Origin of the sequence: Demequina maris (genome assembly GCF_000971155.1) — a bacterium.
Classification (GTDB): Bacteria; Actinomycetota; Actinomycetes; order Actinomycetales; family Demequinaceae; genus Demequina; species Demequina maris.
Genome location: NZ_BBLX01000005.1, coordinates 222629 through 249593, shown reverse-complemented (window position 1 = coordinate 249593; position 26965 = coordinate 222629). Strand labels below are relative to the sequence as shown.

24 protein-coding genes are annotated in these 26965 nt (G+C 74.8%); 10 read left to right on the top strand and 14 right to left on the bottom strand.

The genetic code is table 11. The annotated features are described in order from the left end of the window. Positions 1-73: 73 nt before the first annotated feature. From AOM02_RS08155 to AOM02_RS08145, 3 genes are read right to left on the bottom strand one after another with little or no spacing between them, the layout of a single operon-like run. Positions 74-997 (bottom strand): cation diffusion facilitator family transporter, encoded by a 924-nt coding sequence (locus AOM02_RS08155; RefSeq protein WP_062298635.1) that lies wholly within the window; start codon positions 995-997, stop codon positions 74-76. After that, the gene (locus tag AOM02_RS08150) at positions 998-2431 is read right to left on the bottom strand and encodes a phosphomannomutase/phosphoglucomutase (RefSeq protein WP_062298633.1); all 1434 of its coding nucleotides are present in this window, start codon (positions 2429-2431) and stop codon (positions 998-1000) included. It lies immediately after the preceding gene. A gap of 56 nt (positions 2432-2487) precedes the next feature. Continuing rightward, positions 2488-2847, bottom strand: a complete 360-nt coding sequence (locus AOM02_RS08145; protein ID WP_062298631.1) for a DUF3499 domain-containing protein — start codon at positions 2845-2847, stop codon at positions 2488-2490. A 191-nt stretch (positions 2848-3038) separates the two neighbouring features. On the opposite strand from AOM02_RS08145, the gene AOM02_RS08140 reads away from it, so the two are divergent. Then, on the top strand, positions 3039-3440 hold the full coding sequence (locus AOM02_RS08140) for a metallopeptidase family protein (protein ID WP_062298628.1): 402 nt from the start codon (positions 3039-3041) through the stop codon (positions 3438-3440). A gap of 13 nt (positions 3441-3453) precedes the next feature. On the opposite strand, the gene AOM02_RS08135 is transcribed toward AOM02_RS08140, so the two are convergent. The 3 genes from AOM02_RS08135 to AOM02_RS08125 are packed head-to-tail and all read right to left on the bottom strand — an operon-like array spanning position 3454 to position 8183. After that, positions 3454-4773: a DUF5719 family protein gene (locus AOM02_RS08135; RefSeq protein ID WP_062298626.1), complete on the bottom strand. Its 1320-nt coding sequence runs from the start codon at positions 4771-4773 to the stop codon at positions 3454-3456. Continuing rightward, positions 4770-7895: a glycosyltransferase family 2 protein gene (locus AOM02_RS08130; RefSeq protein ID WP_062298624.1), complete on the bottom strand. Its 3126-nt coding sequence runs from the start codon at positions 7893-7895 to the stop codon at positions 4770-4772. Before AOM02_RS08130 ends, AOM02_RS08135 begins: the two co-directional genes overlap by 4 nt. A 24-nt stretch (positions 7896-7919) precedes the next feature. Further along, entirely contained in the window at positions 7920-8183 is a 264-nt protein-coding gene (locus tag AOM02_RS08125; RefSeq protein ID WP_439644659.1) for a WhiB family transcriptional regulator, read from the bottom strand. A 303-nt stretch (positions 8184-8486) separates the two neighbouring features. Here AOM02_RS08125 and AOM02_RS08120 point away from each other — a divergent pair, with 303 nt between their 5' ends. Together AOM02_RS08120 and AOM02_RS08115 are read left to right on the top strand one after the other, a co-directional pair. Next, positions 8487-9701 carry an LCP family protein gene (locus AOM02_RS08120; RefSeq protein ID WP_062298619.1) on the top strand — a complete coding sequence of 405 codons (1215 nt, stop codon included), beginning with the start codon at positions 8487-8489 and terminating at the stop codon, positions 9699-9701. A 91-nt stretch (positions 9702-9792) separates the two neighbouring features. Then, positions 9793-11070: an LCP family protein gene (locus AOM02_RS08115; RefSeq protein WP_062298616.1), complete on the top strand. Its 1278-nt coding sequence runs from the start codon at positions 9793-9795 to the stop codon at positions 11068-11070. Between the two features lie 116 nt (positions 11071-11186). On the opposite strand, the gene purE is transcribed toward AOM02_RS08115, so the two are convergent. Continuing rightward, positions 11187-11687 (bottom strand): 5-(carboxyamino)imidazole ribonucleotide mutase, encoded by a 501-nt coding sequence (gene purE, locus AOM02_RS08110; RefSeq protein ID WP_062298613.1) that lies wholly within the window; start codon positions 11685-11687, stop codon positions 11187-11189. After that, on the bottom strand, positions 11684-12826 hold the full coding sequence (locus tag AOM02_RS08105; RefSeq protein WP_062298611.1) for a 5-(carboxyamino)imidazole ribonucleotide synthase: 1143 nt from the start codon (positions 12824-12826) through the stop codon (positions 11684-11686). Before AOM02_RS08105 ends, purE begins: the two co-directional genes overlap by 4 nt. A 34-nt stretch (positions 12827-12860) precedes the next feature. On the opposite strand from AOM02_RS08105, the gene AOM02_RS08100 reads away from it, so the two are divergent. Then, positions 12861-13364 carry a GtrA family protein gene (locus tag AOM02_RS08100; protein ID WP_228373802.1) on the top strand — a complete coding sequence of 168 codons (504 nt, stop codon included), beginning with the start codon at positions 12861-12863 and terminating at the stop codon, positions 13362-13364. On the opposite strand, the gene AOM02_RS08095 is transcribed toward AOM02_RS08100, so the two are convergent. Both AOM02_RS08095 and AOM02_RS08090 read right to left on the bottom strand, forming a co-directional pair. Next, the gene (locus AOM02_RS08095; RefSeq protein WP_062298609.1) at positions 13365-14678 is read right to left on the bottom strand and encodes a HAMP domain-containing sensor histidine kinase; all 1314 of its coding nucleotides are present in this window, start codon (positions 14676-14678) and stop codon (positions 13365-13367) included. Positions 14679-14686: 8 nt separating this feature from the next. After that, on the bottom strand, positions 14687-15364 hold the full coding sequence (locus AOM02_RS08090) for a response regulator transcription factor (RefSeq protein ID WP_062298607.1): 678 nt from the start codon (positions 15362-15364) through the stop codon (positions 14687-14689). 93 nt (positions 15365-15457) lie between these two features. Here AOM02_RS08090 and AOM02_RS08085 point away from each other — a divergent pair, with 93 nt between their 5' ends. Both AOM02_RS08085 and AOM02_RS08080 read left to right on the top strand, forming a co-directional pair. Continuing rightward, positions 15458-17575 (top strand): glycosyltransferase family 39 protein, encoded by a 2118-nt coding sequence (locus tag AOM02_RS08085; RefSeq protein WP_156156144.1) that lies wholly within the window; start codon positions 15458-15460, stop codon positions 17573-17575. A 72-nt stretch (positions 17576-17647) separates the two neighbouring features. Next, positions 17648-20545 carry an FtsK/SpoIIIE domain-containing protein gene (locus AOM02_RS08080; protein WP_062298602.1) on the top strand — a complete coding sequence of 966 codons (2898 nt, stop codon included), beginning with the start codon at positions 17648-17650 and terminating at the stop codon, positions 20543-20545. Here the strand turns inward: AOM02_RS08080 and AOM02_RS08075 are convergent. Beyond that, on the bottom strand, positions 20504-20914 hold the full coding sequence (locus AOM02_RS08075) for a hypothetical protein (RefSeq protein ID WP_062298599.1): 411 nt from the start codon (positions 20912-20914) through the stop codon (positions 20504-20506). The two genes, AOM02_RS08080 and AOM02_RS08075, sit on opposite strands and share 42 nt — an antisense overlap. 167 nt (positions 20915-21081) lie before the next feature. On the opposite strand from AOM02_RS08075, the gene AOM02_RS08070 reads away from it, so the two are divergent. Beyond that, the gene (locus tag AOM02_RS08070) at positions 21082-21336 is read left to right on the top strand and encodes a WhiB family transcriptional regulator (protein WP_062298596.1); all 255 of its coding nucleotides are present in this window, start codon (positions 21082-21084) and stop codon (positions 21334-21336) included. Between the two features lie 69 nt (positions 21337-21405). Here AOM02_RS08070 and AOM02_RS08065 read toward each other — a convergent pair whose 3' ends face one another. Continuing rightward, positions 21406-22869, bottom strand: coding sequence for a sensor histidine kinase (locus AOM02_RS08065; RefSeq protein ID WP_062298594.1), 1464 nt, complete (start codon positions 22867-22869; stop codon positions 21406-21408). A gap of 59 nt (positions 22870-22928) precedes the next feature. Between AOM02_RS08065 and AOM02_RS08060 the strand changes: the two genes are divergently transcribed. From AOM02_RS08060 to AOM02_RS08050, 3 genes are read left to right on the top strand one after another with little or no spacing between them, the layout of a single operon-like run. Continuing rightward, positions 22929-23420 (top strand): DUF2505 domain-containing protein, encoded by a 492-nt coding sequence (locus tag AOM02_RS08060; RefSeq protein ID WP_062298592.1) that lies wholly within the window; start codon positions 22929-22931, stop codon positions 23418-23420. Beyond that, positions 23417-23830, top strand: a complete 414-nt coding sequence (locus AOM02_RS14295) for a fluoride efflux transporter FluC (protein ID WP_062298590.1) — start codon at positions 23417-23419, stop codon at positions 23828-23830. The genes AOM02_RS08060 and AOM02_RS14295 overlap by 4 nt, the downstream gene beginning before the upstream one ends. Next, positions 23827-24198, top strand: a complete 372-nt coding sequence (locus AOM02_RS08050) for a FluC/FEX family fluoride channel (RefSeq protein WP_062298588.1) — start codon at positions 23827-23829, stop codon at positions 24196-24198. Before AOM02_RS14295 ends, AOM02_RS08050 begins: the two co-directional genes overlap by 4 nt. 16 nt (positions 24199-24214) lie before the next feature. On the opposite strand, the gene AOM02_RS08045 is transcribed toward AOM02_RS08050, so the two are convergent. Next, a complete protein-coding gene (locus AOM02_RS08045; RefSeq protein ID WP_062298586.1) occupies positions 24215-25441 on the bottom strand; it encodes an APC family permease in 1227 nt (408 codons plus the stop codon). A gap of 1 nt (position 25442) precedes the next feature. After that, on the bottom strand, positions 25443-26897 hold the full coding sequence (locus AOM02_RS08040; RefSeq protein WP_228373801.1) for an amino acid permease: 1455 nt from the start codon (positions 26895-26897) through the stop codon (positions 25443-25445). Positions 26898-26965: the final 68 nt, after the last annotated feature.

Genomic DNA, 26965 nt, shown 5'->3' with positions numbered 1-26965 from the left:
TCCTGAGTCCGCCCCGGACGGGGCACGGTCGTCATTTCTACCATCGTCGCCGACGGAGGGACGATGCGCGGGCTCAGCCCGCGTCGACGTCGTGGCGGACGTCGGGCTCGATGAAGATGAGGCGGACCGCGGGGACGGCCTCGCGGATCAGCGCCTCCGCGCGGTCCGTGCGGTCGGCGACCGTCTCCATCGTCTCGTGGGCGCCGGCGGCCACCTTGACCGCGACGAGGATGTCCTCCGGGCCCAGGTGCGACGTGCGGAGGTGGATGACGTCCGGGTAGCCGCCCTCGGCGAGCGCGGCGCGGATCTTCGCGAGGTCCTCCTCGGTGGCGGACTCGCCGAGCAGCATCTCGCGCGTCTCGGACCCGAGCACGATGGCGATGGTGACGAGCAGCAGGCCGATCGCCGCGGACCCGATCGCGTCCCACCGGCCGTCGTGCGTGATCAGGGTCATCGACACGCCGAACAGCGCGAAGACCAGGCCGATCAGCGCGCCGAAGTCCTCGAGGAGGATCACGGGCAGCTCGGGCGAGCGGGAGCGGCGGATGAAGCGGCCCCAGCCCACGTTGCCGCGGATCTTGTTCGACTCGCGGATCGCGGTGCGGAAGGACAGCCCCTCGAGCACGATCGCGATGAGGAGCACGGCGATCGGCACCCACTGCCACGACTCGATCGGCTCGGGGTCGTGCCACTTGTGCCAGCCCTCGTACAGCGCGAACAGGCCGCCGACGGTGAACAGCACCACGGCGACGAGGAACGCGTAGTAGTAGCGGTAGCGCGAGTACCCGAACGGGTGCTCCGCGGTCGCCTCGCGCTTCGCGGCCTTCCCGCCGACGAGCAGCAGCACCTGGTTGCCGGAGTCGGCGACCGAGTGGATGGCCTCCGCGAGCATCGAGGAGGCGCCGGTGAGCGCCCACGCCCCGAACTTGGTGACGCCGATGCCGAGGTTCGCGGACAGCGCCGCGATGACCGCCTTGGTGCCGCCCTCGGTCGACATTCAGCCCTCCCGGATGACCGCGAGCACCTGGTCGCGCACGCGCTCCATGAGCTCCTGACCGTCGGCCTCGGAGTTGAGGCGCAGCAGCGGCTCGGTGTTGGACGGGCGCACGTTGAACCACCAGCGCTCGCCCTCGCCGGGCGCGGGCCAGTGCTCGACCGTGAGGCCGTCGAACTCGTCCGAGTACACGTCGTCGGTGACGAAGGCCGCGCGCACCCGGGCGAGCGCGTCCGGCACGGAGCCGACCGTCGAGTTGATCTCGCCGGAGGCCGTGTAGGGCTCGTGCGCCGCGATCATCGCGGACAGCGGGCCGTCCTGCGTGCCGAGGGCCGCGAGCACGTGCATCGCCGCGAGCATGCCCGAGTCCGCGTAGAAGAAGTCGCGGAAGTAGAAGTGCGCGCTGTGCTCGCCGCCGAACACGGCGTTGAGGCGCGCCATCTCCGCCTTGATGAAGCTGTGGCCCACGCGCGAGCGCACGGGCGTCGCGCCGGCCTCCGCGAGCTGCTCGCGCACGGCGCGCGAGGAGATCAGGTTGTGGATGACGGTCGGCTCGGCCGTCGGGTCGGCCGCGAGCTCGCGGGCGGTCTCGCGCAGGCCCACCAGGCACGTGATCGCCGACGGGGTGACCACCTCGCCGCGCTCGTCGATCACGAAGCACCGGTCCGCGTCGCCGTCGAAGGCGAGGCCGATGTCCGCGCCGTGCTCCCTGACCGCGGCCTGGAGGTCACGCAGGTTCTCCGTCTCGAGCGGGTTGGCCTCGTGGTGGGGGAACGTGCCGTCGAGCTCGAAGTACAGCGGGATGATCTCGAGCGGCAGCTCCGGCAGGCCGGCCTCCGTGCCGAGCACCGCGGGGACGGTGTAGCCGCCCATCGCGTTCGCCGCGTCGACGACGACCTTGAGCGGGCGGATGCCGTCGAGAGGGACGAGCGAGCGCAGGAACGCGCCGTACTCGCCCACCATCTCGCGCGTCGTCTCCGTGCCGCGCGGCTCAGCGACGGCCGGGGGCTCGACGAGGTACCGGGCGGCGGTCTCGCGGACATCGGCGAGCCCCGAGTTCTCGCCGACCGCGCGGGCGCGGCTGCGGCACAGCTTCATGCCGTTGTAGGCGGCCGGGTTGTGGCTCGCGGTGATCATCACGCCGGGGATGTCGAGGACGCCGGACGCGTGGTAGAGCCCGTCGGTCGAGCACAGCCCGATGCGGACGACGTCCACGCCGCGGGAGGTGAGCCCCTCCGCGACCGCATCGGCGAGCCACGGGCCGGAGTCGCGCATGTCGTGGCCGATCGCGACGGTGGTCTCGCCGTCGGGCAGCACGATCGTGTCCGCGAAGGCGGCGCCGATCGCGGTCGCCACCTCGGCGGTGAGCGTCTCGCCCACGATGCCTCGCACGTCGTAGGACTTGATGAGCTGGGAGAGGTCCGGTGCGTCAGTCACGCGGTCAGACTAGCGGCACCGCCGGACGGGCGCTTAGCCGCGGGTTGAATCGTCCTTTAGGCGTCGTTTGAGATGACGCGCAGATGGCCGCGTCGCGGCTCCGAGGCGACCGGCGCGGGCGGCGTGAAGGCCGGCGCGGGGCGCGGACGGCCGGCCTCGCGCACGGCACGGGCGAGCGCCTCCAGGTCGTCGGTCGACGGCTCGGGCTCCGCGAACTCGGTCTGGATGTGGACGACGTCCCAGCCGCGCGGTGCGGTGAAGCGGTCCGCGTGGTGCGCGCACAGGTCGTAGCTGTGGGGCTCCGCCGAGGCGGACAGCTGGCCGACGACCACGGTCGAGTCCGCGTACACGTAGGTGAGCGTCGCCGCTGCGGGGCGCGAGCAGGACGAGCGCGAGCACTGACGGGTGGCGATCACGCAAGCGACGGTACCCCCGCGCACGGGACGCGCGGCGCTGCCACGCCGGACCGCCGGGCCGCGTCGGTCACCGGCTCGCGCGCCGGCGCCACCTTCGGCGGCGCTGCCACGCCGGACCGCCGGGCCGCGTCGGTCACCGGCTCGCGCGCCGGCGCCACCTTCGGCGGCGCGCCGGGCGGTAGCCTCGCCGTATGTCCCGGCGCGATCGTCACGGCCGCGGCCTCCGCAGGCCACTCCTTCCCTTCGGCGCACCCGGCTACCGCACGCGGGCCGAGCGCTTCGACGACCTCGTCGCCGACGCGGTCGACCGGCTCGAGCCGCGCTGGGGCGGCGAGTGGGGGCGCATCGAGTTCGGCACCGAGGACGTCCCGCCGTCCGACCCGACCCCGTGGGAGGAGGGCGTGCCGCTGGGGAGGCTGTTCCCCGCGGACCTGGGTCAGCCCACGCGCGTGGTGCTGTACCGGCGGCCGCTCGAGCAGCGCTCGGATCCGGCGGACCTGCCCGGGCTCGTGCGGGACGTCGTCGTGGAGCACGTCGCGCACGTGGTCGGGCGGCCCCCGGAGGAGGTCGACCCGGAGTACGGCACGGGCTGAGCCCGCGCGCCGGTCAGGAGCCGGGGCCGAGGTAGGGCCGCAGCCCCACCGTCACGGGCGTCGACTCGACGTCGGTGCGCCGCGGCACCAGGGTCGACACGAAGCCCGGCTCGTCCTCGAGCGCGAGGCTCCAGGTGAACCGCGCCGTCCCGGTCAGCAGGGTGCCGGCCGCCGCGTCGAGCGGGATCGTCGCGGTCGACCGCGCCGCCATCTGCTGCGACGCCACCACCGCGCCCGACGCGTCGGTGAGCGTGAACTCGCCCGCGACGGTCGCGTGCACCGTCACGGCGACCACGTGGTCGGTGACCATGGCCGAGCGCGCCGTCCGGTCGGACACGTCCTGCGCGGGCAGCCACGTGAGGTCGCGCTCGACGGCGTCGGCGGGGCCGTCGACCACCGGTCGGGGCACGCTGCGCATCGCCGCCGCGACGACGGGCGCATCGGCCCGGATCTCGACGGCGCCGGACGCGATCGTCGGCACCTCGACCTCCGTGACGACTCCCGGCTCCAGCACGAGACCCGAGACGCCGCCCCACTCGACGAGGCCGTCGTCGCCCGCGAGCGTGAGGTTCACGGTGGCGCCGTCGGGCGCCATGAGGCGCAGCGTGGTGGTGGAGTCCTCCGGGGCACCGACGCCGGGCACCACGAGCCGCGCCGCGGGCGCCGCGCCGCGACCGACCCAGTCCGTGCCGGCGGGCTGGAAGCCGTCCAGCCGCGAGTCCTGGAGGTGGGCGACCACGCCGGCGCCGGTCGCAACCACCCGCACCGCGAGGGCGGGCACCTCGGCGACCACCGACTCCAGCAGCAGGTCCTGCTGGCCGCCGGGAGCGATCGACACGACCGCGCGCTCCTCGAGCTCGCCGAGCCCGCCGTACAGGGTCACCGTCGCCTCCGTGGAGGCGTCGGACGGGTTGGTGAGCACCAGCCGCGCGCTCGATCCGAGCGCGGTGGAGCCGCCCACGAGCCACTGGTCGCGCACGGGCGCGACGCACGTCGCCGCGGACAGCCCGGCCACGTCGCCCGAGCCGATGCGCTCCACGGACGCGGCCGCGTCGCCTGCGGCGAGGAAGCCCGCGCCCACGGGCTCGGTGCCGTCGCCGAGCTCCTGGTAGGTGCGCTCATCGGAGCCGGAGCCGAGGTCCGGGTCGCCCGAGTCGATGTCGCCGACCGGGATCTCGACCGGACCGGGGCACGCGACGGGCTGCGCCGCCGGGGTCACCTCGCCGTCGTACGGCGCCGCCGCGACCGGCTCCTGCGGCGCGATACGGCCCGCGGCCACGACCGCGAGCACCGCGACCGTCGCCGCGCCGAGCACCACGAGCCGGCGGATCACGAGCGCACCGCCCGGTACCGGCGGTCGTGCAGCGGCACCATGCCGATCATCGCCCATGCGACGAGCACGACCGCGCCCCACCACCACCAGCGGTAGGCCTCGTCCTCGTAGCGGTATCCGACCTCGTCGGCGCCCGCGGGGACGCCGAAGGCCGCGCGGCCCAGCGCATCGTCCACCGGGGAGAGCGCGACGCCGTCCGCGGAGGCGGTCCATCCCTCGTCGGCGGCCGCGGCGATCACGAGCGTGCCGCCGCCGGCGCCGTCGACCGAGCCGGACCACGAGTCGGAGTCGAGCACGGTCACCTCGCCCGCGTCGCCCTCGACCCACGCGCGCGACACGATCGCGTCGGAGCCCGGCCGGGCGACCCGGTAGCTGGTGCCGACGTCGCTGGCGCCGATGAGACGCAGCTCCGGCAGCTGGCTGAGCGAGCTCGCGATCATGTCCGATCCAGGCGTGGCGACGATGACGCCGATGCCCCACGCGGCGAGCTGCTCGTCCGCGCCCGAGGCCGCGCCGGCGAGCGTGGCGACCGTCGGCGCGAGCGACGCTGGCGTGGCAGGGGTGGATCCCGGTCGCGCGAGCGGCGCACCGTCGGCGGCGGTCTGGGCGCGGCCCGTGACCACGGTGGTGCCGTCGCCGTCGAGCACGGTGAAGTCGACGCCCTTGTCGGTGTCGGTCAGGACGAGCACGCGCTGGTGGGTCGCGAGGCGCTGCTCGAGGGTCGCGACGAGCGGGAGCGCCTCGGTGGAGGCCGGGTGGACGTCTCCGCGCTCGGCACGCCCGGGCCAGGCCTCCACGACGACGGACGCGACCAGCACGCCGGCCATGAGCGTGACGGCGACGGACGCGGCGAGCCGGATCGCGGACCGGCGACGGCCCTCCCCCGCGAGCCACAGGCGGGACGATGCGGCGGCGGCGGCGCCGATGAGGCCCGCGGCGACGAGGGTCGAGCCGGGTCCCGCGAAGCCGTTGGCGGCGGCCTCGCCGGCGCCGTCGGCGTGGACCACGACGGTGGCCTGCGCGGCGGCCGCGGTGCCGACGCCCAGCGCGGCGACGAGCAGCCCGGCGGCGACGGCCCACGGGGCCCGCCCGGAGGCGACCGCGAGGATCACGGCCGCGACGACGCCGAGGCCGATCGCGCCGACCACGAGCGTGCCGGGCAGCTCGGGCAGCCCGGGCGCGCCGCGGGAGTGGTCGGTGAGGCCCAGCACGAGCCGCCACGGCTCGACGACGCCCGACGCGAGGGCCGGCCCGTTCTCCCGGGCGAGGATCGCCCACGCGTCGCGCGTGAGCGGCCCGGCCGCCCAGGCCGCGACGAGGCCGGGGCCGGACACCACGAGCGCCGGGATGGCTGCGGTCCACACGCGCCACCGGGCGCGGCCCGCGAACGCCCCGGCGACGAGCACCACCGCGACGAGGGGAGGCAGCAGCACGGGGGCCGCCGCGACGATCACCGCGAGCGAGAACGCGGCGCCCATGGCGGCGCTCGGCGACGGGAGCCGGCGCGCGGGGAACTCCTCGCCCCCGCCCACCGCCTCGCCACGGTGCCAGCCCGCGGCGCGGACGAGCCCCATGGCGAACCACGGCAGCATCACGTGCGCGATCACCGGGCCGACGCGGCCGTCGGAGATCGCCTGGAGGTGGAGCGGCCACAGCCCGTACGCGAGCGCGCCGAGGCCGCGCGCCCACACGGACCTCGTGGCGGCGCCGAGGGCGAACCACGCCGACACCGCGGCGAGGGCGACGCCGAGGGCGAGCAGCAGCCCGACCCAGACGCGCAGGCCGCCCGGCGCCGCCGCGGCGGGCAGGAGCAGCGCGGAGAACGCGCCGTCGAGCGCCGGCAGGCCGAAGCCGGTCGCGCTCCAGCCGGACCACGTGCGCTCCCACATCTCGTCGAGCGGCACGTCCGTGACGCCGAGCGCGGAGCCGGTGAGCATGCGGCCCGATACGAGCGCCGTGAACCACGTGCCGTGCAGGGCGATCGACGCCGCGACCGCGAGCACCGCCACCAGCGCGGCCGCCCCGCGGCGGCGGAGCGCCGCGTCGGCGAGCTCGCCCCGCACCACGTCGGACGGCGCGGACTGCGCGCGCCACCGGTCGTAGGCGCGCAGCTCGCGCGACCGGACGGTCGACAGCACCGCGCGGGTGCCCACCAGGAACGGCGCCACCGCGGACGCGGGCCGGGTCGATCCGCGCCGGATGCGCCCGCGCATGCCGGGCACGCGCGGCAGCCGCGCGAGCAGGCGCCACGGCACGCCGAGGTCCGCGCCGACCATGCGCGACTCGTTCTGCGCGATCCGCAGCACGGCGCGGGTCGCCGCGGACAGGAACGACCATACGATCAGGAACGGCACCGCGAGCGCTGGCGCCCACGCGAGCGCATGCACCCATTCGCCGGTGCGGCGCAGCCCGTAGGAGGAGTTGCGGCCGCGCGACGAGCCCGAGCGGACCCCGGTCAGGCCGTCCTGCGCGTGCCTGACCTTCGCCACCGGGACGATCACCACGTCGTGACCCGCGCGCCACGCGCGCCGGCAGAAGTGGAGGCTGTCGCCGTACCCGCGGTAGGCGGGCTCGAGGCCGCCGAGCTCCTCCCACACGTCGCGCCTGACGAGCGCGCCCGCGAGGGAGGCCGCGAGCACGTCCTCGCGCTCGTCGTACTGGCCCTGGTTGATGTCGTCCTCGTCCACGAGGTCGATGCGGCGCGCGCCAACCCGGGTGGTCGTGACGCCCAGGCTCACGAGGCGGGAGACGTCGTCCCAACGGACGTGGGCGGGGGCGACCACGGCCGCCGCGGTGCGCTTCTTCGCGGTCGCGACGAGCTGCGCGAGCGCGGACGGGAGGGGTGCGGTGTCGTCGTGGAGCAGCCACAGCAGCTCGGCGGGATGGGCGGGGTGCGCCGCGAGGACCGCGTCGATCCCCTCGCTGTAGGTGCGTGAGCCGTCGCGCCAGTCGACGGCGAGGCCGTCAGGGGCCTCCGGGCGCTCCGCTCCCTCGGGGAGCGCCACGTGAAGGATGTCGGGACGCAGGGTCTGCTCGGCGATCGCGTCGAGCACGTCCCGAAGGCGCGCCGAGCGGCCGTCCGAGACGACGATCGCGCGCACCAGCAGGCGCGCAGGGCTCATCGGGCTCCCACGCAGGTTGTCCGGCTAGACCGCGCGACGCTTGAGCTTGCGACGCTCTCGCTCCGAGAGCCCACCCCAGATGCCGAAACGCTCGTCGTTCTCCAGCGCGTAGTCGAGGCACTCGGAGCGGACGTCGCACGACGCGCACACCTTCTTCGCCTCACGCGTGGAGCCACCCTTCTCAGGGAAGAACGCCTCGGGATCCGTCTGGGCGCACAGTGCGCGCTCCTGCCATGACAGCGGCCCGTCATCCTCGGTTCCGTCGAAGATGTCCACCACCGACGCCAATGTCGATGCGGGCCTACCTGCGTCCGAGGGAACCGAGCCTTCGTAGATATTCCACACGGGCCCCACCTCCGTTCGCGACGGGGATCCATCGCGCCCCCGTCACATGGAATTACAGTCGTGTAATCCTCTGCAGTCAAGTCGAATGGTCCATTTCGCACGAACCAATTTCGCCGAGGCCCGCGGATGACACCGCTGGTCGGCGCGCACGCGCCCGGGCGTGTCGCGGCAGGACCGCCGGCACGGCATCGACGGGCGCTCAGGAACGCCTGCCTACAATGCGGCCATCCACGAGCAGGGAGCCGGATGGTCGACACGGAGGCGGTGCAGCCGCGCCACGCGCATGCGCGCCTGGCCCCACGCGTGATCCGCTCCGTCGCGGCGGTGCTGTGCGCCCTCCTCGGCTTCGTGCTCGTCTACGCGAGCACCGTCGTCGCGCAGGTCGACCGCACCCTCGGTTCGAACGCGCGCGACGTCGACGACCTCGTGGGCGACCGCCCCGAGCGCCCGGCCGACGAGGACGCCGGGGAGGCGCTCAACATCCTCCTCATGGGCTCGGACGTGCGCACGGGCGCGAACGGCACCATCGGCGGCGGCGCGGACATCGGCGGCATGCGCAACGACACCACGATGCTCATGCACGTGTCAGCGGACCGCACCCGGATCGAGGTCGTGTCGATCCCGCGCGACGCGCAGGTCGAGATCCCCGAGTGCAGCTACACGGACGGCTCGACCGTCCCCGCGACCTACGGCGACTTCAACATCGCGTTCGCCAACGGCGGCGCGAACGGCGACGCCGGCGAGGCCGCCGCGTGCACCATCAAGACGGTCGAGCAGATGTCCGGCGTCCGCATCGACCACTACGCGGTGGTCGACTTCCAGGGCTTCATCGACATGGTCGACGCGCTCGGCGGGGTCCCCATGTGCATCCCCGAGCGCATCGTCTCCGACAAGGCGCACCTCGAGCTGGACGCCGGACCGCAGGTGCTCGACGGCGAGACCGCGCTCGCGTACGCGCGCCTGCGCACCGCCGAGGAGGGCGACGTCTCGGGCTCGGACCTCCAGCGGATCACCCGCCAGCAGCAGCTCCTCGAGCAGGTCGCCGCGACCGTGTTCTCGAAGAACCTGCTCACCGATACGGACGAGCTCACCGCTTTCCTGCGCGCAGCCGCCGAGTCGCTCACGATGGATCCGGAGCTCGCGGACACCGCCTATCTGGTCGGTCTCGCCTACAGTGTGCGCAATCTCACGACGGACGACATCACGTTCACGACGGTGCCCTGGGCCTACACGGAGGACCTGCTCAACGTAGAGATCCAGCCCGAGGCCGAGGACCTGTGGGACGATATTGCGAACGACCGAGCGATCTCCGTGACCACGACGGGTGACGCGAGCTCCGCCTGGGATGACGGCAAGAAGAAGGACACGGACTCGTCCTCCCCTGTTCCCTCGTCCTCGGCGAAGTCCAGCGACTCCCCCTCCGACACCACGACCGAGGACCTCCTGCAGGAATGCAGGTGACCAGCGGTGCCGGAACCCGTGGGTCGGGACGCGCGTTGAGTCGCCAGCAGAACCGTCCACGCGTGCGCACACGCCGAGCCCAGGAGCATGAATGACCGTCGAGGTCTCCGACCACCGCCGCAGGCGACGCCTTCGCCATGCGACGCGCGTCCCCGGCCATCGCATCCTCGCGGCCGCCCTGGGCGTCGTCGCCGCGGTCGCCGGCTTCGGGATCGTGTTCGTCGAGACCAGCCTGAACCTGGCGGACGACGGGTTCACGACGGAGGACATCTCGGCGCTGCTGCCCTCGCAGACCCCGTCGGCGACGCCCTCGGCGACGGCCGACGCCGACCCCGAGGACCTGTCGGCCGGCAAGGCGCTCAACATCCTGCTGCTCGGCTCCGACACCCGCCTGGGCGACGACAACCAGGAGCTCGGCAAGGGCGACGTCGGCGGCATGCGCAACGACACGACGATGATCATGCACATCTCCGCGGACCGGTCCCGCGTCGAGATGCTGTCGATCCCGCGCGACTCCCGCGTCGCGATCTCCAACTGCAAGATGCTGGACGGCAGCACGGTGCTCGGCTGGACCGGCAAGTTCAACATCGCGTTCTCGAACGGCGGCCAGAACGGAAACGTCGCGGAGGCCGCGGCATGCGTCGCGACCACGATCTACGACCTCACGGGGCTGCTCGTCGACCACTATGCGGTAATCGACTTCTCCGGCTTCGTCGAGATGGTCGACGCCCTCGACGGCGTGCCGATGTGCGTCACCGAGGACGTCTACTCCCCCAAGGCCCACCTCGACCTCGAGGCCGGCGCGCAGGTGCTGGACGGCACCACCGCGCTCGCGTGGGCGCGCGCCCGCACCGGCTACGGCCTGGGCGACGGCACGGACCTCATGCGCATCGAGCGCCAGCAGGAGCTGCTCACGAACATGGCGCGCAAGGCGCTGGGCCTCAACGTGCTCACGGACGCCAAGAAGGGCACCAAGTTCATCAACGCGCTCGCCGCGTCGATGACGATGGACCCCGACCTGGGCGACTCGCGCTACCTGCTCGGCCTCGCGTGGAGCCTGCGCGACTTCGACACCGAGAACCTCTACATGGCCACCGTGCCGTGGCAGTACGCGGGCGACGCGAGCGGCGACGTGCTGTGGACGCAGCCGGACGCGCAGGAGGCGTTCGACGCGCTCATCAAGGACAAGTCCCTCGAGGCCGTGCTCGAGCCCGAGTCCGTGACGGACACGACGACCGGGTCCGGCGACGGCTCGACCAAGAAGAACACCACCAAGAAGGGCTCGTCCGCGAGCGCCTCGCCGAGCGCGTCCGCGACGCCGCTGCGCGAGACGCAGGACGAGATCCTCGCGGACTGCGTGATCGACTGATCCCGGACGCACGAAGGCCCGGTCCCCGCGAGGGGACCGGGCCTTCAGCGTTCCCGCCGGGTCCGCGCGCCGGTGGCGTCGAGGGCCGGGTGGGGCGGAGGGCCGGACGATGCGCGTCAGGCGTTGCGGAGCGCCTCACCCTTCGCGTAGGCGAGGTCGCGCAGCTCCTCCTGGAACGCGCGCATGCGCTCCCGCAGGCGCGCCGCCTCCTCGCCCTCGCCGGAGCCGAGGATGCGCGCCGCGAGCAGGCCCGCGTTGCGCGCGCCGCCGATCGACACGGTCGCGACGGGCACGCCCGCCGGCATCTGCACGATCGACAGCAGGGAGTCCATGCCGTCGAGGTGCTTGAGCGCCACGGGCACGCCGATGACCGGCAGCGTCGTCACCGACGCGAGCATGCCGGGCAGGTGCGCCGCGCCGCCCGCGCCGGCGATGATGACCGACAGGCCCCGCGACTCGGCCTCGCGGCCGTACGCGATCATCTGCTCGGGCATGCGGTGCGCGGACACCACGTCCTTCTCGTACGCGATGCCGAACTCGTCGAGCGCCTCGCCCGCCGCCTTCATGGTCGGCCAGTCGGAGTCCGACCCCATGACGATGCCCACACGGATGCTCATGCCTGTCCCCCGTCCCGGACGATGGCCGCCGCCTTGACGGCCCTCGAGTATGCCTCGTCGCGGCTCGACGCGGACACGTTGACGTGACCCACCTTGCGGCCGGCGCGCACGCCCTTGCCGTACAGCTGGATCTTGGCGCCCGCATCGTCCACCTCGGCGAGCGCGTCGGTGAGCGTGGTGCGCGCCCCGCCGAGCACGTTGGCCATGACGGTCCAGGGCGCGGTGGGCGCGGTGTCGCCGAGCGGCACGTCGAGCACGGCGCGCAGGTGCTGCTCGAACTGGCTGGTGACCGCGCCGTCGAGGGTCCAGTGGCCGGAGTTGTGCGGGCGCATCGCGAGCTCGTTCACGAGGATGCGGTCGCCGGCGAGGAACAGCTCGACGGCGAGCACGCCGGTGACGTCGAGCCCGGAGGCGACGGCCTCCGCGATCTCCGCGGCCTCGGCGTCGAGCTCAGCGGACAGGCCGGGTGCCGGCGCGATGACCTCCGAGCACACGCCCGCGCGCTGGATCGACTCGACCGTGGGCCACGCGCGCATCTCGCCGGAGGGTCGCCGTGCGACCAGCACGGCGAGCTCGCGGTCGAAGGGCACCTTCTCCTCGAGCAGCACACGCGGGCCGCCGTCGGCCGCGGCGCGCAGCCAGTCGGTCGCCTCGTGCGGCGCGGAGATCACGCGCACGCCCTTGCCGTCGTAGCCGCCGCGCGCGGTCTTGAGGACGCCCGCGCCGCCGTGCACCGCGAGGAAGTCCTCGACGTCCGCCTCGGTCTCGACGTGACGCCACGCGGGGTTGGGCAGCCCGAGCGCATCCATCCGCGTGCGCATCTCGATCTTGTCCTGCGCGTACAGCAGGGCGTGCAGGCCGGGGCGGGCGGGCACCCCGGCGGCCGCGGCCGCGTCGAACACGTCCGCGGGGATGTGCTCGTGCTCCCAGGTGAGGGCGTCGGGACGCGGGTGCGCGAGCAGCCGCGCGACGGCGTCGGGATCGGTGGGCAGGCCCACCACGGTCTGGTGGGCGGGCAGGGCGGCGGCGGCCTCGTGCGACTCGACGAGTACGCGCAGGGTGATGCCAAGAGCGGTGGCGGGCCCGGCCATCATGCGCGCGAGCTGGCCACCGCCGACGACGGCGACGATCGGGGTCATGGGACAAAACTACCGGGGGCTAGGCTCGTGCTTCGTGACCGTCCTCCTCCGCTGGGTGCGCGAGCGCGCCGGCGAGCTCGCGAGGTTCGGCGTCGTCGGGGTCGCCGGCATCGTCGTCAACCTCGGCGTCTTCAACCTGCTGCGCCTCGGCCCGCTGTCACCGGACGCCGAGATCGCGGGCGACGACGACCGCGTGGTGACGGCCAAGATCATCGCCACGCTCGTGTCGATCCTCTTCGCGTGGGTGGCGCACCGCGAGTGGACGTACCGCGGCCGGCGGCGCCACCGCCCCGCGCGGGAGCTGGTGCTGTTCGGCCTCGTCAACGGGGCCGCGCTCGCCGTGGAGGCGGGCACGCTGTTCGTCTCCCACCACTGGTGGGGCTTCACGAGCCTGCTCGCGGACAACGTCGCGTCGCTCGTCGGCATCGGTCTCGGGACGATCACGCGCTACGTGGGCTACGCACTGTTCGTCTTCGACTCCCCCGCGGGGGACGATGCGGCGGTCGCCCCCGCGCCCGACACGCGCGACGACCGGTAGTCAGCGGCGGCGGCGGCGACGCCGGTCGATCTGCCGCGAGTGCGGCACGATCTCCTCGATGTCGACCATGTGCGGCACGCCCTGGAGGAAGACCGCGAAGGTCGCGGGGACACGCTGCGCGAGCTCGAGGCGGCCGCCGTCCGCGGTGACGAGGTCGCGGGCGAGCGCGAGGCCCAGCCCGGTGCCGCGGCCCGAGGTCACCTCGCGCTCGAAGATGCGCGGCGCGAGCTCCTCGGGCACGCCCGGGCCCTCGTCGGCGACCTCGATGACCACCGCGTGGTTCTGGCCCGACTGCCGTGCGGCGACGCGGGTGGTGCCGCCGCCGTGCTTGAGCGAGTTCTCGATGAGCGTCGCGAGCACCTGGGCGAGCCCGCCGGGAGTCGCGAACACCGTCGAGCGCGTCGGGGTGACGACGAGGCGGCGGCCGGCCTGCTCGAAGGCTGCGACCCACTCCTCCCGCTGCTGGTTGAAGACCTCGTCGAGCTGCACGAGCTCGGTGCCCGAGCCGAGCGCCCGCCGCGACCGACCGAGGAGCTCGTCGACGACGCCCACGAGCCGCTCCACCTGCTCGAGGGACCGCTCGGCCTCCTCGCGCACCTCGTCCTGCTCGGTGAGCACCGCGATCTCCTCGAGGCGCATCGTCAGCGCCGTCAGCGGGGTGCGGAGCTGGTGCGAGGCGTCGGCGGCGAACTGCCGCTCGGTCGCGAGGCGCGCGGCCATGCGGTCCGACGACCGCGCGAGCTCCTCCGCGACCAGGTCGATCTCCTCGATGCCGGTCTTCTCGAGCCGCGGCCGCACCTGCCCCGAGCCGAGCTGCTCGGCCGAGGCAGCGAGGTACACGAGCGGCGCCGACAGCCGGTTGGCCTGCCAGATCGCCATCGCGGCGCCCGCCACGATCGCGACGGTGCCGCTCGCGAGCACCAGGCCCACGATGCGCGCCGCCTGCCAGAACACGTCCCACTTCGACAGGTAGGCGAGCACCACGAGGCCCGAGTCGGTGGTGTGGCCCTCGGAGTACGCGGGCTGGGGCTCCTCGCCCGCCGACAGCGTGGTGCCGTCGGGCAGGCGGACGTACATGTACTCCGGCGCGCCCGGGCTGGTCGAGACGAACGACGCGACGTTGTTCTCGGTGATCGACTCGCCCGAGAGGTAGCGCACCTCGAGCGCGCGCGCCGCGACGGTCGCGCGCTGGTCGAGGCTGCGCAGCGCATCGTCGCGCATGATCTGCGCGGCCGCCACCGCGAGCGGGATGCCCAGCATGATGACCGCGACCGCGAGCGCGGAGAAGGTCGCGGCGAGGACGCGCCGGCGCACGGGTCCCCTCAGGCGCCGTTCTCGAAGCGGAAGCCCATGCCCCGCACCGTCGTGATGAAGTGCGGCTGGGAGGCGTCGTCGCCGAGCTTGCGGCGCAGCCACGAGACGTGCATGTCGAGGGTCTTCGACGGCGCGCCCGGATCCGCGGACCACACCTCGCGCATGAGGGTGTCGCGCGACACCACCGAGCCGGCGTTGGAGACGAGCACCTGGAGCAGGTCGAACTCCTTGCCGCTCAGCTGCAGCTCGGCGCCGTCGAGGTAGGCGCGGTGGCCGGCCACGTCGATGCGGACGCCGCCGGCCTCGATGTCGACGCCGGACTCGGTGCCGGTGCGGCGACGCAGCAGCGCGCGCACGCGGGCGAGCAGCTCGGCGAGGCGGAAGGGCTTGGTCACGTAGTCGTCCGCGCCGGCGTCGAGGCCGACCACCAGGTCGACCTCGTCGGCACGCGCGGTGAGCATGAGGATCGGCACCTGGAGGCCCTTGTCGCGGATGCGTCGGGCGACGTCCACGCCGTCGATGTCGGGCAGGCCCAGGTCAAGGATCACCAGGTCCGCGTCATCGGATGCCCCGACCCCTCCTGCGCCGGTGCCATGCCACTCGACGTCGTACCCCTCCCTGCCCAAAGCACGGGTCAAGGGTTCTGAAATGGTCGGGTCATCTTCGACCAAAACAATTCGCGTCATGCAGTTACAGTACCCGGGAGGACGCAGTTTGCAACGACCGCCCCCGGTCGCGCCCGCGAGCGGGGCGTACCGGCACGGATACGCTGGGTGGCCGTGACGCGACCCGCCCTCCGCCAGGCCCAGGCCCCCGCCGCCCCGCGCGCTGCGGGCGCGCTCGTGGCCGCTCCCGAGCGCATCGTGCTCGCCCTCGTCGTGCTCGCCCTGGCCGCCGGCCTGTGGGCGTCCGTCGGGCTGCACGAGCCGTGGACCGTGCTGCCCACGGCCGCCGCCGGCGTCGCGCTCGCGTGGCGCATCGTCCCCGCGCCCGTCCGGGTCGCGGCGGCCGACCGCCGCGGCGCCGTGCTCGCGCTGGCCGGCACGGGCGCATGGGCAGTCGTCAACGCGGTCATGCACGCCGAGTACCTCATCGTCGTGCGCGACCCCGGCTTCCTGTCGCTCGCGGGGCTGTGGCTCGTCGACCATCCCAGCTCGGACATCCCCACGCTCGGCGCGATCGACGCCGCGGGCGTGGACGGCACCGTCCTCGCGGACGCGTCGCAGGCGTGGAACCTGCGGGGCGACGCGGTGCAGCCGCAGGGCGCGCGCATGCTGTCCGCGCTCATCGCCGTGGGCGGCTGGGTCGGCGGCGACCGCGGGGTGCTGATCGCCAACACCCTCGTGGGCGCCGTCGGGATCCTGGCCGTGTACGTGCTCGCGCGGCGCATGCTCGGCCCGCTCGCCTCGCTCGCGCCGGCCGCCGCGGTCGCGCTGTCGGTGTCCCACATCGGCCTGTCCCGGGCCGCGTACACCGAGCCGCTCACCCTGGTGCTGGTGCTCGCCTCGGCGCTGTGGCTGTGGCGCGGCGTCGAGGACCGCCGCACGGGTCCCCTGCTGCTCGGCGCCGCGGCCTCCGGCGCCACCACCTTCATCCGCATCGACGGCGCGGCCTTCGCCGCGGGTCTCATCGCCGCGGCGCTGCTCGCCCTGGCCCTGTCCGACGGCCCGCGCGCGCGTCGTGCCGGCGCCGGGATGGCGGCGCTCGCGCTGCAGGCTGTCGCGGTCTACGCCGGCTACGCGGCGCTGTGGCGGTGGAGCGAGGGGTATGCGGACCGCCTCGCCGACCAGGCCGTCACGCTGATGGTCGGCTACGGCGCGCTCGTGATCGTGCTCGCGGTGTGGACGCTGTCGTGGCTCGGCGGCGGCGACCGGGTCGCGACCGGCGCGCGCGACCTCCTGGGCGTCCGCGGCGCACGCATCGTCGGGGCGGCCGTCTCGGGGCTGCTGCTCGTCCTCGCCTCGCGCCCCCTGTGGATGACGGCGCACCGGGGCACCGAGTCGAGCGTCGATCAGTTCACGAACAACGTCGTCGGGTCTTTCCAGGCGTCGCAGGGCCTCGAGGTCGAGCCCACCCGCACCTACGCCGAGCACACGGTCGCGTGGGTGTCGTACTACCTCACGTGGCCGCTCGTGCTGCTGGGCATCGTCGGCTTCGGGCTCGCGACCACATGGATGATCCGCCGCCGGCCCGGCTGGGCGCTGCTGCTCGGCGCGGTGCTGCCGACGTCGCTGCTGTACTTCTGGAACCCCGAGGTGGTGCCCGACCAGCTGTGGGCCTTCCGCCGCTTCGAGCCCGCGACCCTGCCCGGCTTCGCGATCGCGGCCGCCGTCGCCGCATGGTGGCTCATCGACCGGCTGCGGCCCGGGTGGCGCTCCCTGGCCAGGCGTGTCGCGGCGGGCGCCTTCGTGGTGCTGCCGCTCACCACCTGGGTGTCGCTCGCGCCCGGCTCCGACCTGCCCGTGTCCGCCGCGACTCCCGTGTTCGTGCGCGAGATGGGCGGCGCCTACGACCAGCTCGAGGAGCTGTGCGCGGTGGCCCCGGACCGGCCGATCATCCTGGCCGGCACGTCCTCGCACTTCGGCTCGCTGCGGGTGATGTGCGACGAGCCCACCGTGCTCGCGCTCGCCGCGCTCGACCCGGACGAGGTCGCGACGATGGCCGGGGCGTGGGACACCGCGCCCGTGGTGCTCACCCGGAACCCGGAGTGGTTCGAGTGGGCCTCGGAACCCGCGGTCGTGGTCGAGTCCAGCGTGCGCCAGGCGAGCTACGAGCTGCAGGGCATCCCACGCACCTACTTCGACCGCCGGTACTCCTGGTACGCCGGGATCGTGGGCGAGGACGGCACGCTCGAGCCGATCGCAGCCGGTGCGCGAGCCGAGGTCACCAGCCCCTGACGCGTCGGCGGTTGTCCACCGATCGCCCCACGCCCCTCGCCTCCGGCTCGCACCGTCGGGTCCGATGTCCGCATGATCGTGACGGTCGAGGGAGCCGGCGACGTCGAGGTCGACCCCGGCACGCCGCTGGGGACGGTGCTCACCGCCGTGCGCGCGCCCGCGGCGGTCTGGTGCGGAGGCGCCCGGCTCGACGGCGGGCACCGCGCGGGCCTGCCGCCGTTCGTGGAGGGCGCGCTCCTCACCCTCGCCCCCGGTCCGGACCCGTCGCCACCCGGCGGCCCGCATCTGCGCGTCGTCGCAGGACCCGATGCAGGCGCGACCCTCGCCTGCGCGCGCGGCGGGCTCGTCGTCGGACGGGCAGGTGACCGCCCGCTGGCCGACCCGACCCTGAGCGGCCGCCACCTCGCGCTCGACGCCGCCGGCCGCGTGCGGGACCTCGGCTCGCGCAACGGGACGCTGCGGGTGCGCGACGGGCGCACGCGCCGCGTGGGACGGCGCCGCCGACGGCTGCGCCACGGCGACCTCCTGCTCGCGGGCGCGAGCGCGCTGCGATGGATCGACCCGTCGGCCACGGCGGACGATGCGACCCGGGCCCCCGTCGCCCCGCCCCGCCCGGCGACGATGCTCGCGGGTCTCGGCGGCGCGACCGCGGGCGCGGTCGCCGTCGGTGCCGCGACGGGCCGGTGGGCCGTCGCGCTCGCCATGGCCGTCGCGCCGCTCGGACTCGCCGTCGCGGCGCTCGTCCGGGGGCGGAGCCACGCCTCGCCGCCGCGTCCCGTCGGGCTCGAGGCGCTCACCGGCCTTTCCGCTCCGATCGCCGTGACAGGAGCGGACGCCCCCGCCGTGGTGCGGGCCATCGCGCTCGCGTGCCGGGCCGCCGCACCTCCGCCTCTCCACGAGGACTGGATGCGGTGGCTGGACGGCGCCCTCGGCGACGGTGAGGTGCGCCTCGTGCCGGCCGGCAGCGACCCGCCCTCCGAGGCCGCCACCGTGATCGACACGGACGTCGGCGAGATCCGGCGCGACGGCCGCCCGGCTCCCTGGCACGTCGCGGCGGTCGCGCCGCGCACCGCGGACGCGCTCGCGAGGGCCCAGGCGTCCACGCGGCCCGCCACCCTGCCCGCGGTGGTGCGGTGGGCCGACCTCCCACCGCCGACCCCGCCCCCGGGGCCGGGACGCCGGCTCGTCGCCCGCATCGGCCTCGACGCGAGCGGCCCCGTCGACGTGGATCTCGACCGCGACGGCCCCCACCTGCTCGTCGCCGGCACCACCGGCGCGGGCAAGTCCGCGCTGCTCGAGACGCTCGTGGCCGGCCTCGCCCTCGGCCACGACCCGGGCGGCCTCGGCATCGCGCTCGTCGACCTCAAGGCGGGCGCGGGGCTCGGCGGCTGCGCGGCGCTGCCGCACGTGCGCGGGATGCTCACCGACCTCGAGCCCGCCTCGGCACGGCGGGCGCTGCAAGGGCTCGCGCACGAGCTGCGCGAGCGCAAGCGCGCCCTCGCCGCGGCGGGACTGCCATCGTGGGCGGCGTGGGAGGCGGGTCCGGGGAGCTCGCCGCCGCGCCTGCTCGTGGTCGTCGACGAGTTCCAGGAGCTCGCGACGCTCGACCCGGGCTTCCTGCCCGAGCTGGCGCGCCTCGCGGCGCAGGGGCGCGCGCTCGGCATGCACCTCGTGCTCGCGACTCAGCGCCCGGCCGGCGCCGTCACCCCCGCGATCCGGGCGAACGTGTCGACCGTGATCGCCCTGCGCACCGCGACGCCAGTCGAGTCCCAGGACCTTGTCGGCGACGCGGCCGCGGCCGCACTGCCGGCCTCGGCCCCGGGGCGCGCCGTGCTGCTGTCCCCTCATTGCCGGACGACGATGCAGACGCTGCTGCCGCTCGCGGACGCGCGTCCCACGGTCCGGCCGTGCGGCGGGCCGGAGCCGGCGTCGCGGTCCCTCGTGGACGTCGCCGCCGCGCGGTGGCGCGGCGCGCCCCGGAGCGCTCCGCTGTGGCTCGCACCCGAACCGGCCGGGCGCCCGGTGCCCGCCGGGGCGCTCGGCTGGCTCGACCTTCCGGAGAGGCGCTCACGCGTCCCCCTCGCCTGGCAGGCGACCGCCGGGCCGTGCGTCGTCGTGGGCCCGCGCGGATCGGGGAGGACGGGCACCCTCGATGCGATCGCCGCCGCGGTCCCCGGGGCGGTCCGCCTGCCGTCGGACCCGCGCGAGGCGGCCCGCACGCTCGCGCTCGTGCCCTCGGCGCGCCCTCCCGCGCTGCTGGTGGACGATGCGGAGCTCGCGTGCGCGGCGCTCGAGCCGCTCGTGCGCGGGGCCGCCCAGGCGCTCGAGGACGCGGCCCGGATCGTGCCGGTCGCGCTCGCGTGCGGGCCGGGCTGGGGCACCCGCTGGGCGGCGCGCGCGGGCCTCGTGATCGTGCTCGGCGGCCTCGACCGCGTCGAGCAGGCCCTGTGGGGCGTGCCGCCCGACCTCGTGGGCCTGGCGCCGGAGCCCGGGCGCGGCGTCGCCGTGACCGTGCGCGGCGCCGGCGAATGCCGCATCGTCCGGGCGTCGGCCACCGCGAGCGACGCGCTCGTGCGACCGCTCGCGTGCCCGGCGGACCTGCCGGACCGCGCGGTCGGGGTGGTGGGCGACGACGCGCGGCCCCTCGTGCTGCCGCGCGCCGGCGTCGTCGTGGTGGGACCCGCCGGTCCCGCGCGGGACGACGCGCTCCGCGCGCTCGAATGCGCGGGCGTGGAGGCGGAGGTCGGGGAGCGGGTCGGGAGCGGCGCCGCGGTCGCGGTCGTGGTCGAGCCCACGCCCATGCGCCTGCGCGAGCTCGCGATCATCGCGCCGCCGGGGGTGGCGGAGCCGTCGCCGCCGCGCGGACGGGTGGTGGTGAGGCGGGACGGGGTGCTCGAGACGGCGCAGCTGCGCGCCGCGTGCGGACCCTCAGCCCTCGTCGGGCCGGAACGCGGACCGGCCGGCGACTAGCACCGCGACGCCCACGACGACGCCGAGCACCGCGACCGGGATGCCGAGCGCCGGGCGGACGCCGGTGAGGTTGATGCCGGCCAGCGTCTGCAGCGCCTGCCAGGTGAGGGCCGCTGAGACCGCCCAGCGTGCCCCGCGGTCGAGCGCACGGGCCGCCATCAGCAGACCCGCCGCGGTGAGGCCGAAGAAGGCCGCGAGCCCCACGGCGAAGGCCGGCTCGGGCAGCGAGGTCGCATGGACCGCGTAGGCGACGGCGGCGACCGCCATGCCGACCGCCTCGACCGCCACGCCGATCGCCGCGAGGCGGGAGATTCTCCCGCGGGAAGCCTCGTCGGACCGGGACCTCTGGCGCTTGCGGTCCTCCTCCACGGGGCCCCCTCCCGACCTTGTGAGAGAACCCACAGGAAACAACTCTTGAAACATGTTCGTTACTTGTGCGAACCTTAACGAAGTCGAAACGTAACGGTGCGACGAACCCCCTTGAGATCCATGGGCTCCGTCGCGCCATGCTACCCCCCGAGCACCAAGGAGACCCCATGGATTGGCGCACCAACGCTGCCTGCCTCGAAGTCGATGACCCCGAGCTCTTCTTCCCCGTCGGCAACACCGGCCCGGCCCTCGTGCAGATCGAGAAGGCCAAGTCCGTGTGCCAGCGCTGCGAGGTGCGCGACACCTGCCTGCAGTGGGCGATGGAGCACAACCAGGACTCCGGCGTCTGGGGCGGCCTGTCCGAGGACGAGCGCCGCTCGCTGAAGCGCCGCGCGGCCCGCGCGCGCCGCGCCGCCAAGTAGCAGCTTCGTCGAAGCCCCGTCCGGCACCGCCGGGCGGGGCTTCGTGCTGTGCCCCGAGGGGCGCGCCCGCTACAGGCGCGGGTCCGACAACCGCTCCTCGACGCTCGCGCGCAGGTCGACCACCGAGCCGGTCCCGACGTTGGTCCACTCGATGGAGCCCGAGAGCTCGTTCTGCACGAGCGTGCGCACGATCTGCGAGCCGAGCCCCGACGGCTCTACCGCGATGCCCACGCCGTCGTCCGACACCGTCACGTGAAGGCGTCGCCCGTCGCGGTCGGCCGCGACCGTGATGGTGCCCTGCGCGCGGCCGGCGAAGCCGTGCTCGACGGCGTTGGTGACGAGCTCGGTGATGACGAGCGCGAGCGACGACGCGTACTGCGCGGGGATCAGCCCGAACTCGCCGGTGTTGACGATGCGCACCTGGGTGTCGGGCGACGCGACCTCCGCAGCCATGCGGATGGACCGCGACACCAGCTCGTCGAAGTTCACGAGCTCGTCGAGCGTGCCCGACAGCGTCTCGTGCACCAGCGCGATGGTCGCGACGCGACGCATCGCCTCCGCGAGCGCCTCCTTCGCCTCGGGCGCCTCGACGCGGCGCGACTGCAGGCGCAGCAGCGCGGCGACGGTCTGGAGGTTGTTCTTCACGCGGTGGTGGATCTCACGGATCGTCGCGTCCTTGGTGACGAGCTCGCGCTCGCGACGGCGCAGGTCCGACACGTCGCGGCACAGCAGCACCGCGCCCACGCGCGCGCCGTGCTCGGCGACGGGGATCGCGCGCAGCGACAGCGCCGCGCCGTTGGCCTCGAGGTCGGTGCGCCACGCGGCACGGCCGGCGACCACCATCGCGAGGGTCTCGTCGACCACGCCCTGGTCCTCCAGCAGCTCGCTGGTGACGCGCGGCAGCGACTTGTTCATGAGCGAGCCGTGCACGCCGAGGCGGTGGAAGCACGACAGCGCGTTCGGGGACGCGTACGTCACGTGGCCCACGGCGTCGAGCCGCAGCACGCCGTCGCCCACGCGGGGGGCGCCTCGCCGCGGGCCGGTGATCGAGGTGTGCACGGGGAACTCGCCGCGCGTCACCATGCGCAGCAGGTCGTCCGCCGCGCCCTTGTAGTTCAGCTCGAGCCGGCTCGACGAGCGCGACACGGCCTGCGACACCTCGCGCGTCATGACGCCGATGGGGCGGCCGTTCATCACGACGGGCAGCGCGTCCTCGCGCACCGCGTAGGTCTCGTCCCAGCGCGGCTCGCGGGAGCCGACGATCGCGCCCTCCTCGAGCGCGCGGGCGAGGTGCGCGACGCGGCCCTCGGGAGCGAACGTGCCGACCACGTCATCAAGGTGGACGGTGGGACCGGTCGACGGCCGGCACTGCGCGACCGCCACGAAGCCGTCGCCCTCCTGCCGCCACAGGACCAGGTCCGCGAAGGACAGGTCCGCGATGATCTGCCAGTCGGAGACCAGCAGGCCCAGCCATTCGGCCTCCGCATCCGAGATGGGGCCGTGCTCCTCGATGGTGTCGCGCAGTGTTGCCACGAGGACAAGCCTAGGGCCGTCGCGCGGGCACGCTAGCCTGAGCCCAGGGGGTTCCACCGGTGAAGATCACTCATGCGCATCGCTTCGACGCCCCGCTGCCCGAGGTGTGGGCGATGCTGACCGACGTCGGCTTCGGGCACGCGCGCACGGCCGCGATGGGCACGAAGGCGCTCGACGTCGACGTCGACGCGCGCGACGACGGCTCGTACGCGATCGCGCTGCGCGCCGACGTCCCGACCACGTCCATCCCTGCCGAGATGCGCGCGTTCCTCGGCCGCGACCTCTCCGTCACCTACACCGAGGTGTGGGAGCCGCCCACCGAGGCGGACCGCGTCGGCACGTTCGCGGTCGAGATCGCGGGCGCCCCGGGGCACGTGTCCGGGGCCATCGGCCTCACGCCCGACGGCGACGCGACGGACTTCCTGGCGGCGGGCGACGTCACCGCCCACGTGCCCGTGTTCGGCGCGATGATCGAGAGGGCCGTCGCGGATGCCGTGCAACGCGCCCTCACCGCCCAGCTCGAGGCCGCGGACGCCTGGCTGGCCAGGTGACGCGGGCCGCCCAGCTGGGGCTGGTCCTCGTCGGAGGCTCGCTCGGCGGCGCGCTGCGCATCGTCGTCGGCGAGGTCCTGCCGGACACCGCGGGGCCCGTCCCGTGGGACCTGCTGCTCATCAACGTGATCGGCTCGCTCGCGCTCGGATGGGCGGTCGCGCGCACGCAGGCGCACGGCCCCTGGCACCTCTTCCCCGCCGTGGGGCCCGGCTTCCTCGGCGGCTTCACGACGTTCTCCTCGATCGCCGTGCTCGAGTGGTCCGACGGCACGTCGACGGCGGAGAGCGCCGCGGTGCTCCTCGCGACCATGGCGGGCGCCGTCGCGGGCGCGGCGGCGGGCTGGTGGCTGGGCGACCGGCCGCCCACGCCGCTCGACGAGCAGGCGGTGTTCGAGGAGGAGAACGAGTGACGGGCTGGGCCTACGCCGCCGCGATCCTCGGCTGCGGCCTCGGCGCGTGCGTGCGCTTCTCGCTCGGCTGGCTCGACCGGCGCCGGACGTTCCCCTGGCCGACGATCCTCGCGAACGTGCTCGGCGCGGCGCTGCTGGGCGCCGTCGTCGCCGCGGGGGACGATGCGCTGCTCTCCCCCGGCTGGGCGTTCGCCCTGGGCACCGGCGTCGCGGGCGGCCTGTCGACCTTCTCGTCGCTCGCGGTGGACATCGTCGTGATGCTCAAGGACCGCCGCCACCACGCGACCGCGCAGTACGTGCTCGCGACATGCGTGCTCGGCATGGGCGCCGCGGGCGCCGGCTTCGCGCTCGTGACCGCGCTGTCCTGAGCGGGCCGGTGGGGGCTCACCGCCGCCGCGCCACCGCCCTGGCCAGGCCCGCGGCGATCAGCACCGCCGCGGCCGCGAGCGCCGCGACCGGCGGCAGCGACGCCATCAGCGCGACGCACAGCACCGCGCCCGTGAGGCTCAGCGCGCGCGGCATGCGCCAGCCCGCGACGTGCCCGGCGCCGGCCGCACGGAACGCGGAGGCGCCGGCGACCGCGTAGTAGAGCAGCACCGCGAACGAGGACATGCCGATCGCGAGGGTGAGGTCGCCCGCCCAGGCGAGCGCGACCGCGACGGCCGCCGCCACGCCCTCGGCGAGCGCGGGCACGCCCCGGGCGTTCGTGCGGGCGAGGCCGCGCGGGAGGTCCGCCTCGCGCGCCATCGCCATGGCGGTGCGTCCGAGCCCGGCGGTGAGCGCGAGCAGCGAGCCGAAGGCCGCCGCGACGGCGGCCGCGGTCACGACGGGCACGGGCAGCCACGTGCCCGCCACCGCATCGGCGACGGGCGCCTCGGACGCCACAAGGCCGTCGATGCCGAGCGCGCGCGGCAGCACCGCCGCGAGCGCGAGGTACAGCGCCAGCACCGTGCCGAGCGCGACCGCGATCGCGCGGGGGATCACGCGCGCGGGATCGCGGACCTCCTCGCCGAGCGTCGCGATGCGGGCGTAGCCGGCGAACGCGAAGAACACGAGCGCGGCCGCCTGCGCGACCCCGGCGGCGGTGCCCCACGGCGTGCTCCAGCCGAAGGTCGCGGTGGAGGGCGCGTCGGCTCCCGCGATCGCCACGACCGCGGCGACCACCACGGCGACGACGCTCGACGCGATCACCACCGAGGCCGCGCTCGTGCGGGTGATGCCACGTGAGTTCAGCGCCCAGGACGCGGCGATCGCGGCGGTCGCGACCGCCGCGGGACGCTCGGGCCACAGGTAGGCGCCGATCGCGAGCCCGATCGCGGCCACCGACGCCGTCTTGCCCAGCACGAAGCCGATCCCGGCGGTGAAGCCGGGCCACGGGCCGAGCTCGGCCCGGCCGTACGCGTACGCGCCGCCCGCGACCGGGTGGACCGCGGCGAGCTGCGCCGTCGAGCCGGCGTTGAGGGCCGCCGCGACGCCCGCGAGCAGGACCGCCCACAGGAGCGCGGGGCCGGCGGCCGAGGCCGCGGGTCCCCACACGACGAAGACGCCGGCGCCGAGCATCGAGCCCGCGCCGATCGCGGTGGCCCCGACCGTGCCGACGCGACGCTCCACGTCAGCCCTTGCGCCGGGTCACGTGGGACGGGACGGGCTCCTCGGCGCGCTCGGGCGCCGGGTCCTCCGCCGCATCGTCCGGCACGGCCTCCCCGGCCTCCGCCTCGGCGACCGCGTTCGCCGCGCCGCGTGGGCGTCCGGCCCGCACCCAGGCCCAGTACAGGCCGCCGGCGACGAGGCCGGTGGCGGCGAGCGACCCGAGCGCGGCGGGGCGCATGAGGTTCGACACGAGCGTGAACGCGACCGCGACCGCGGCGACCAGGTTGAGGACCACCCAGCCCGGCCGGCGGTCGAGGTGCGAGAACTTCGCCATCGCGAGCAGGCCCATGAGGAAGCTCACGAACACCGACACCGCGTAGAAGAGCACGAGGCTCTGGTCGCGTGCGCCCGCGAGCGCCACGACGACGGCGGACGCCGCGAGGAACACCCCGACGCCGACCATCGGCACGTGGTGCGCGTTGGTGCGGCCGAGGACCGCGGGCAGCACGCCGTGGCGCGACTCGCCGTGCTCGGACCGCGCGAGGGCCTTGAGCAGGCCCGGGCCGGCCTGGAACGAGGACGATGCGGCGGACAGCAGCAGCAGCGCCGTGGTGGCCTGGAAGGCGGCGAACAGGCCGTGGCCGTCCGCGGCGCGCGCGAGCTCCGCGACGAGCGTGGTGTCCTCGTGCGGCACCTGGATGCCGAGCCGCACCACCGCGGCCGTGATCGCGAGGGTGAGCGTGCCGACGATGCCGAGCGTCAGCCACAGCGCCCAGCGCCCGAAGCTGCGGCGGCCCGCGTCGTCGAGCTGGGCGAGCTGCGCGATCGCCGACGACGGCGCCTCGATGCCGGTCGCGAGCGCCATCGCGACGGGGAACGCGAGCGCGACCGCGAGCGGCGCGCCATGCGTGAGGCCGAGGACCGGCTCGGGGTCGACCGCGGGCATCCCGGGGACCGGCAGCAGCACCGCGACCGCGGTGCCGACGAAGACGATGGTGAGCAGCGCGAACACCGCGCGACCGAGGTGGCCGAACCACATCAGCCCCGCGACGAGCAGCAGCAGCGCCAGGGCGAGGACCAGGCGATGCGGCGCCAGCGCCGGTACGTAGCTGATGATCGCGGACGAGCCCGCGGACACCGAGATCGCGATGGTGAGCACGAAGTCGACGACCAGCGCGCCCATGGGGATGAACGAGAAGCCCTCGCCGAACGCCCCGCCCGCGGCCGCCGCGGAGCCGCCACCCTCCGGGAAGCGCGCGACCAGCTGGTGGTAGCTCGCGACCACGAGGCCGACCACCAGCACGACCGCGGTCATCGCGGGCAGCAGCAGCGCCAGGTTGCCGTCGAGCGCGCGCAGCGCGGCCTCGATCGCGTACGCCACCGACGACACCGGGTCCGCCATGACGGAGAAGGCGAAGGCGATGAGGAGCGCGGTGCGGCCGTGCAGCCACGCGGCACGGGTGGGGGTGTGGGTCACGGTGTCCCCTTGCTGGGTCGAATCGTTTCAGGCGCCCGCGAGGGCGCGTCGCCGCACGTCACAGTAGC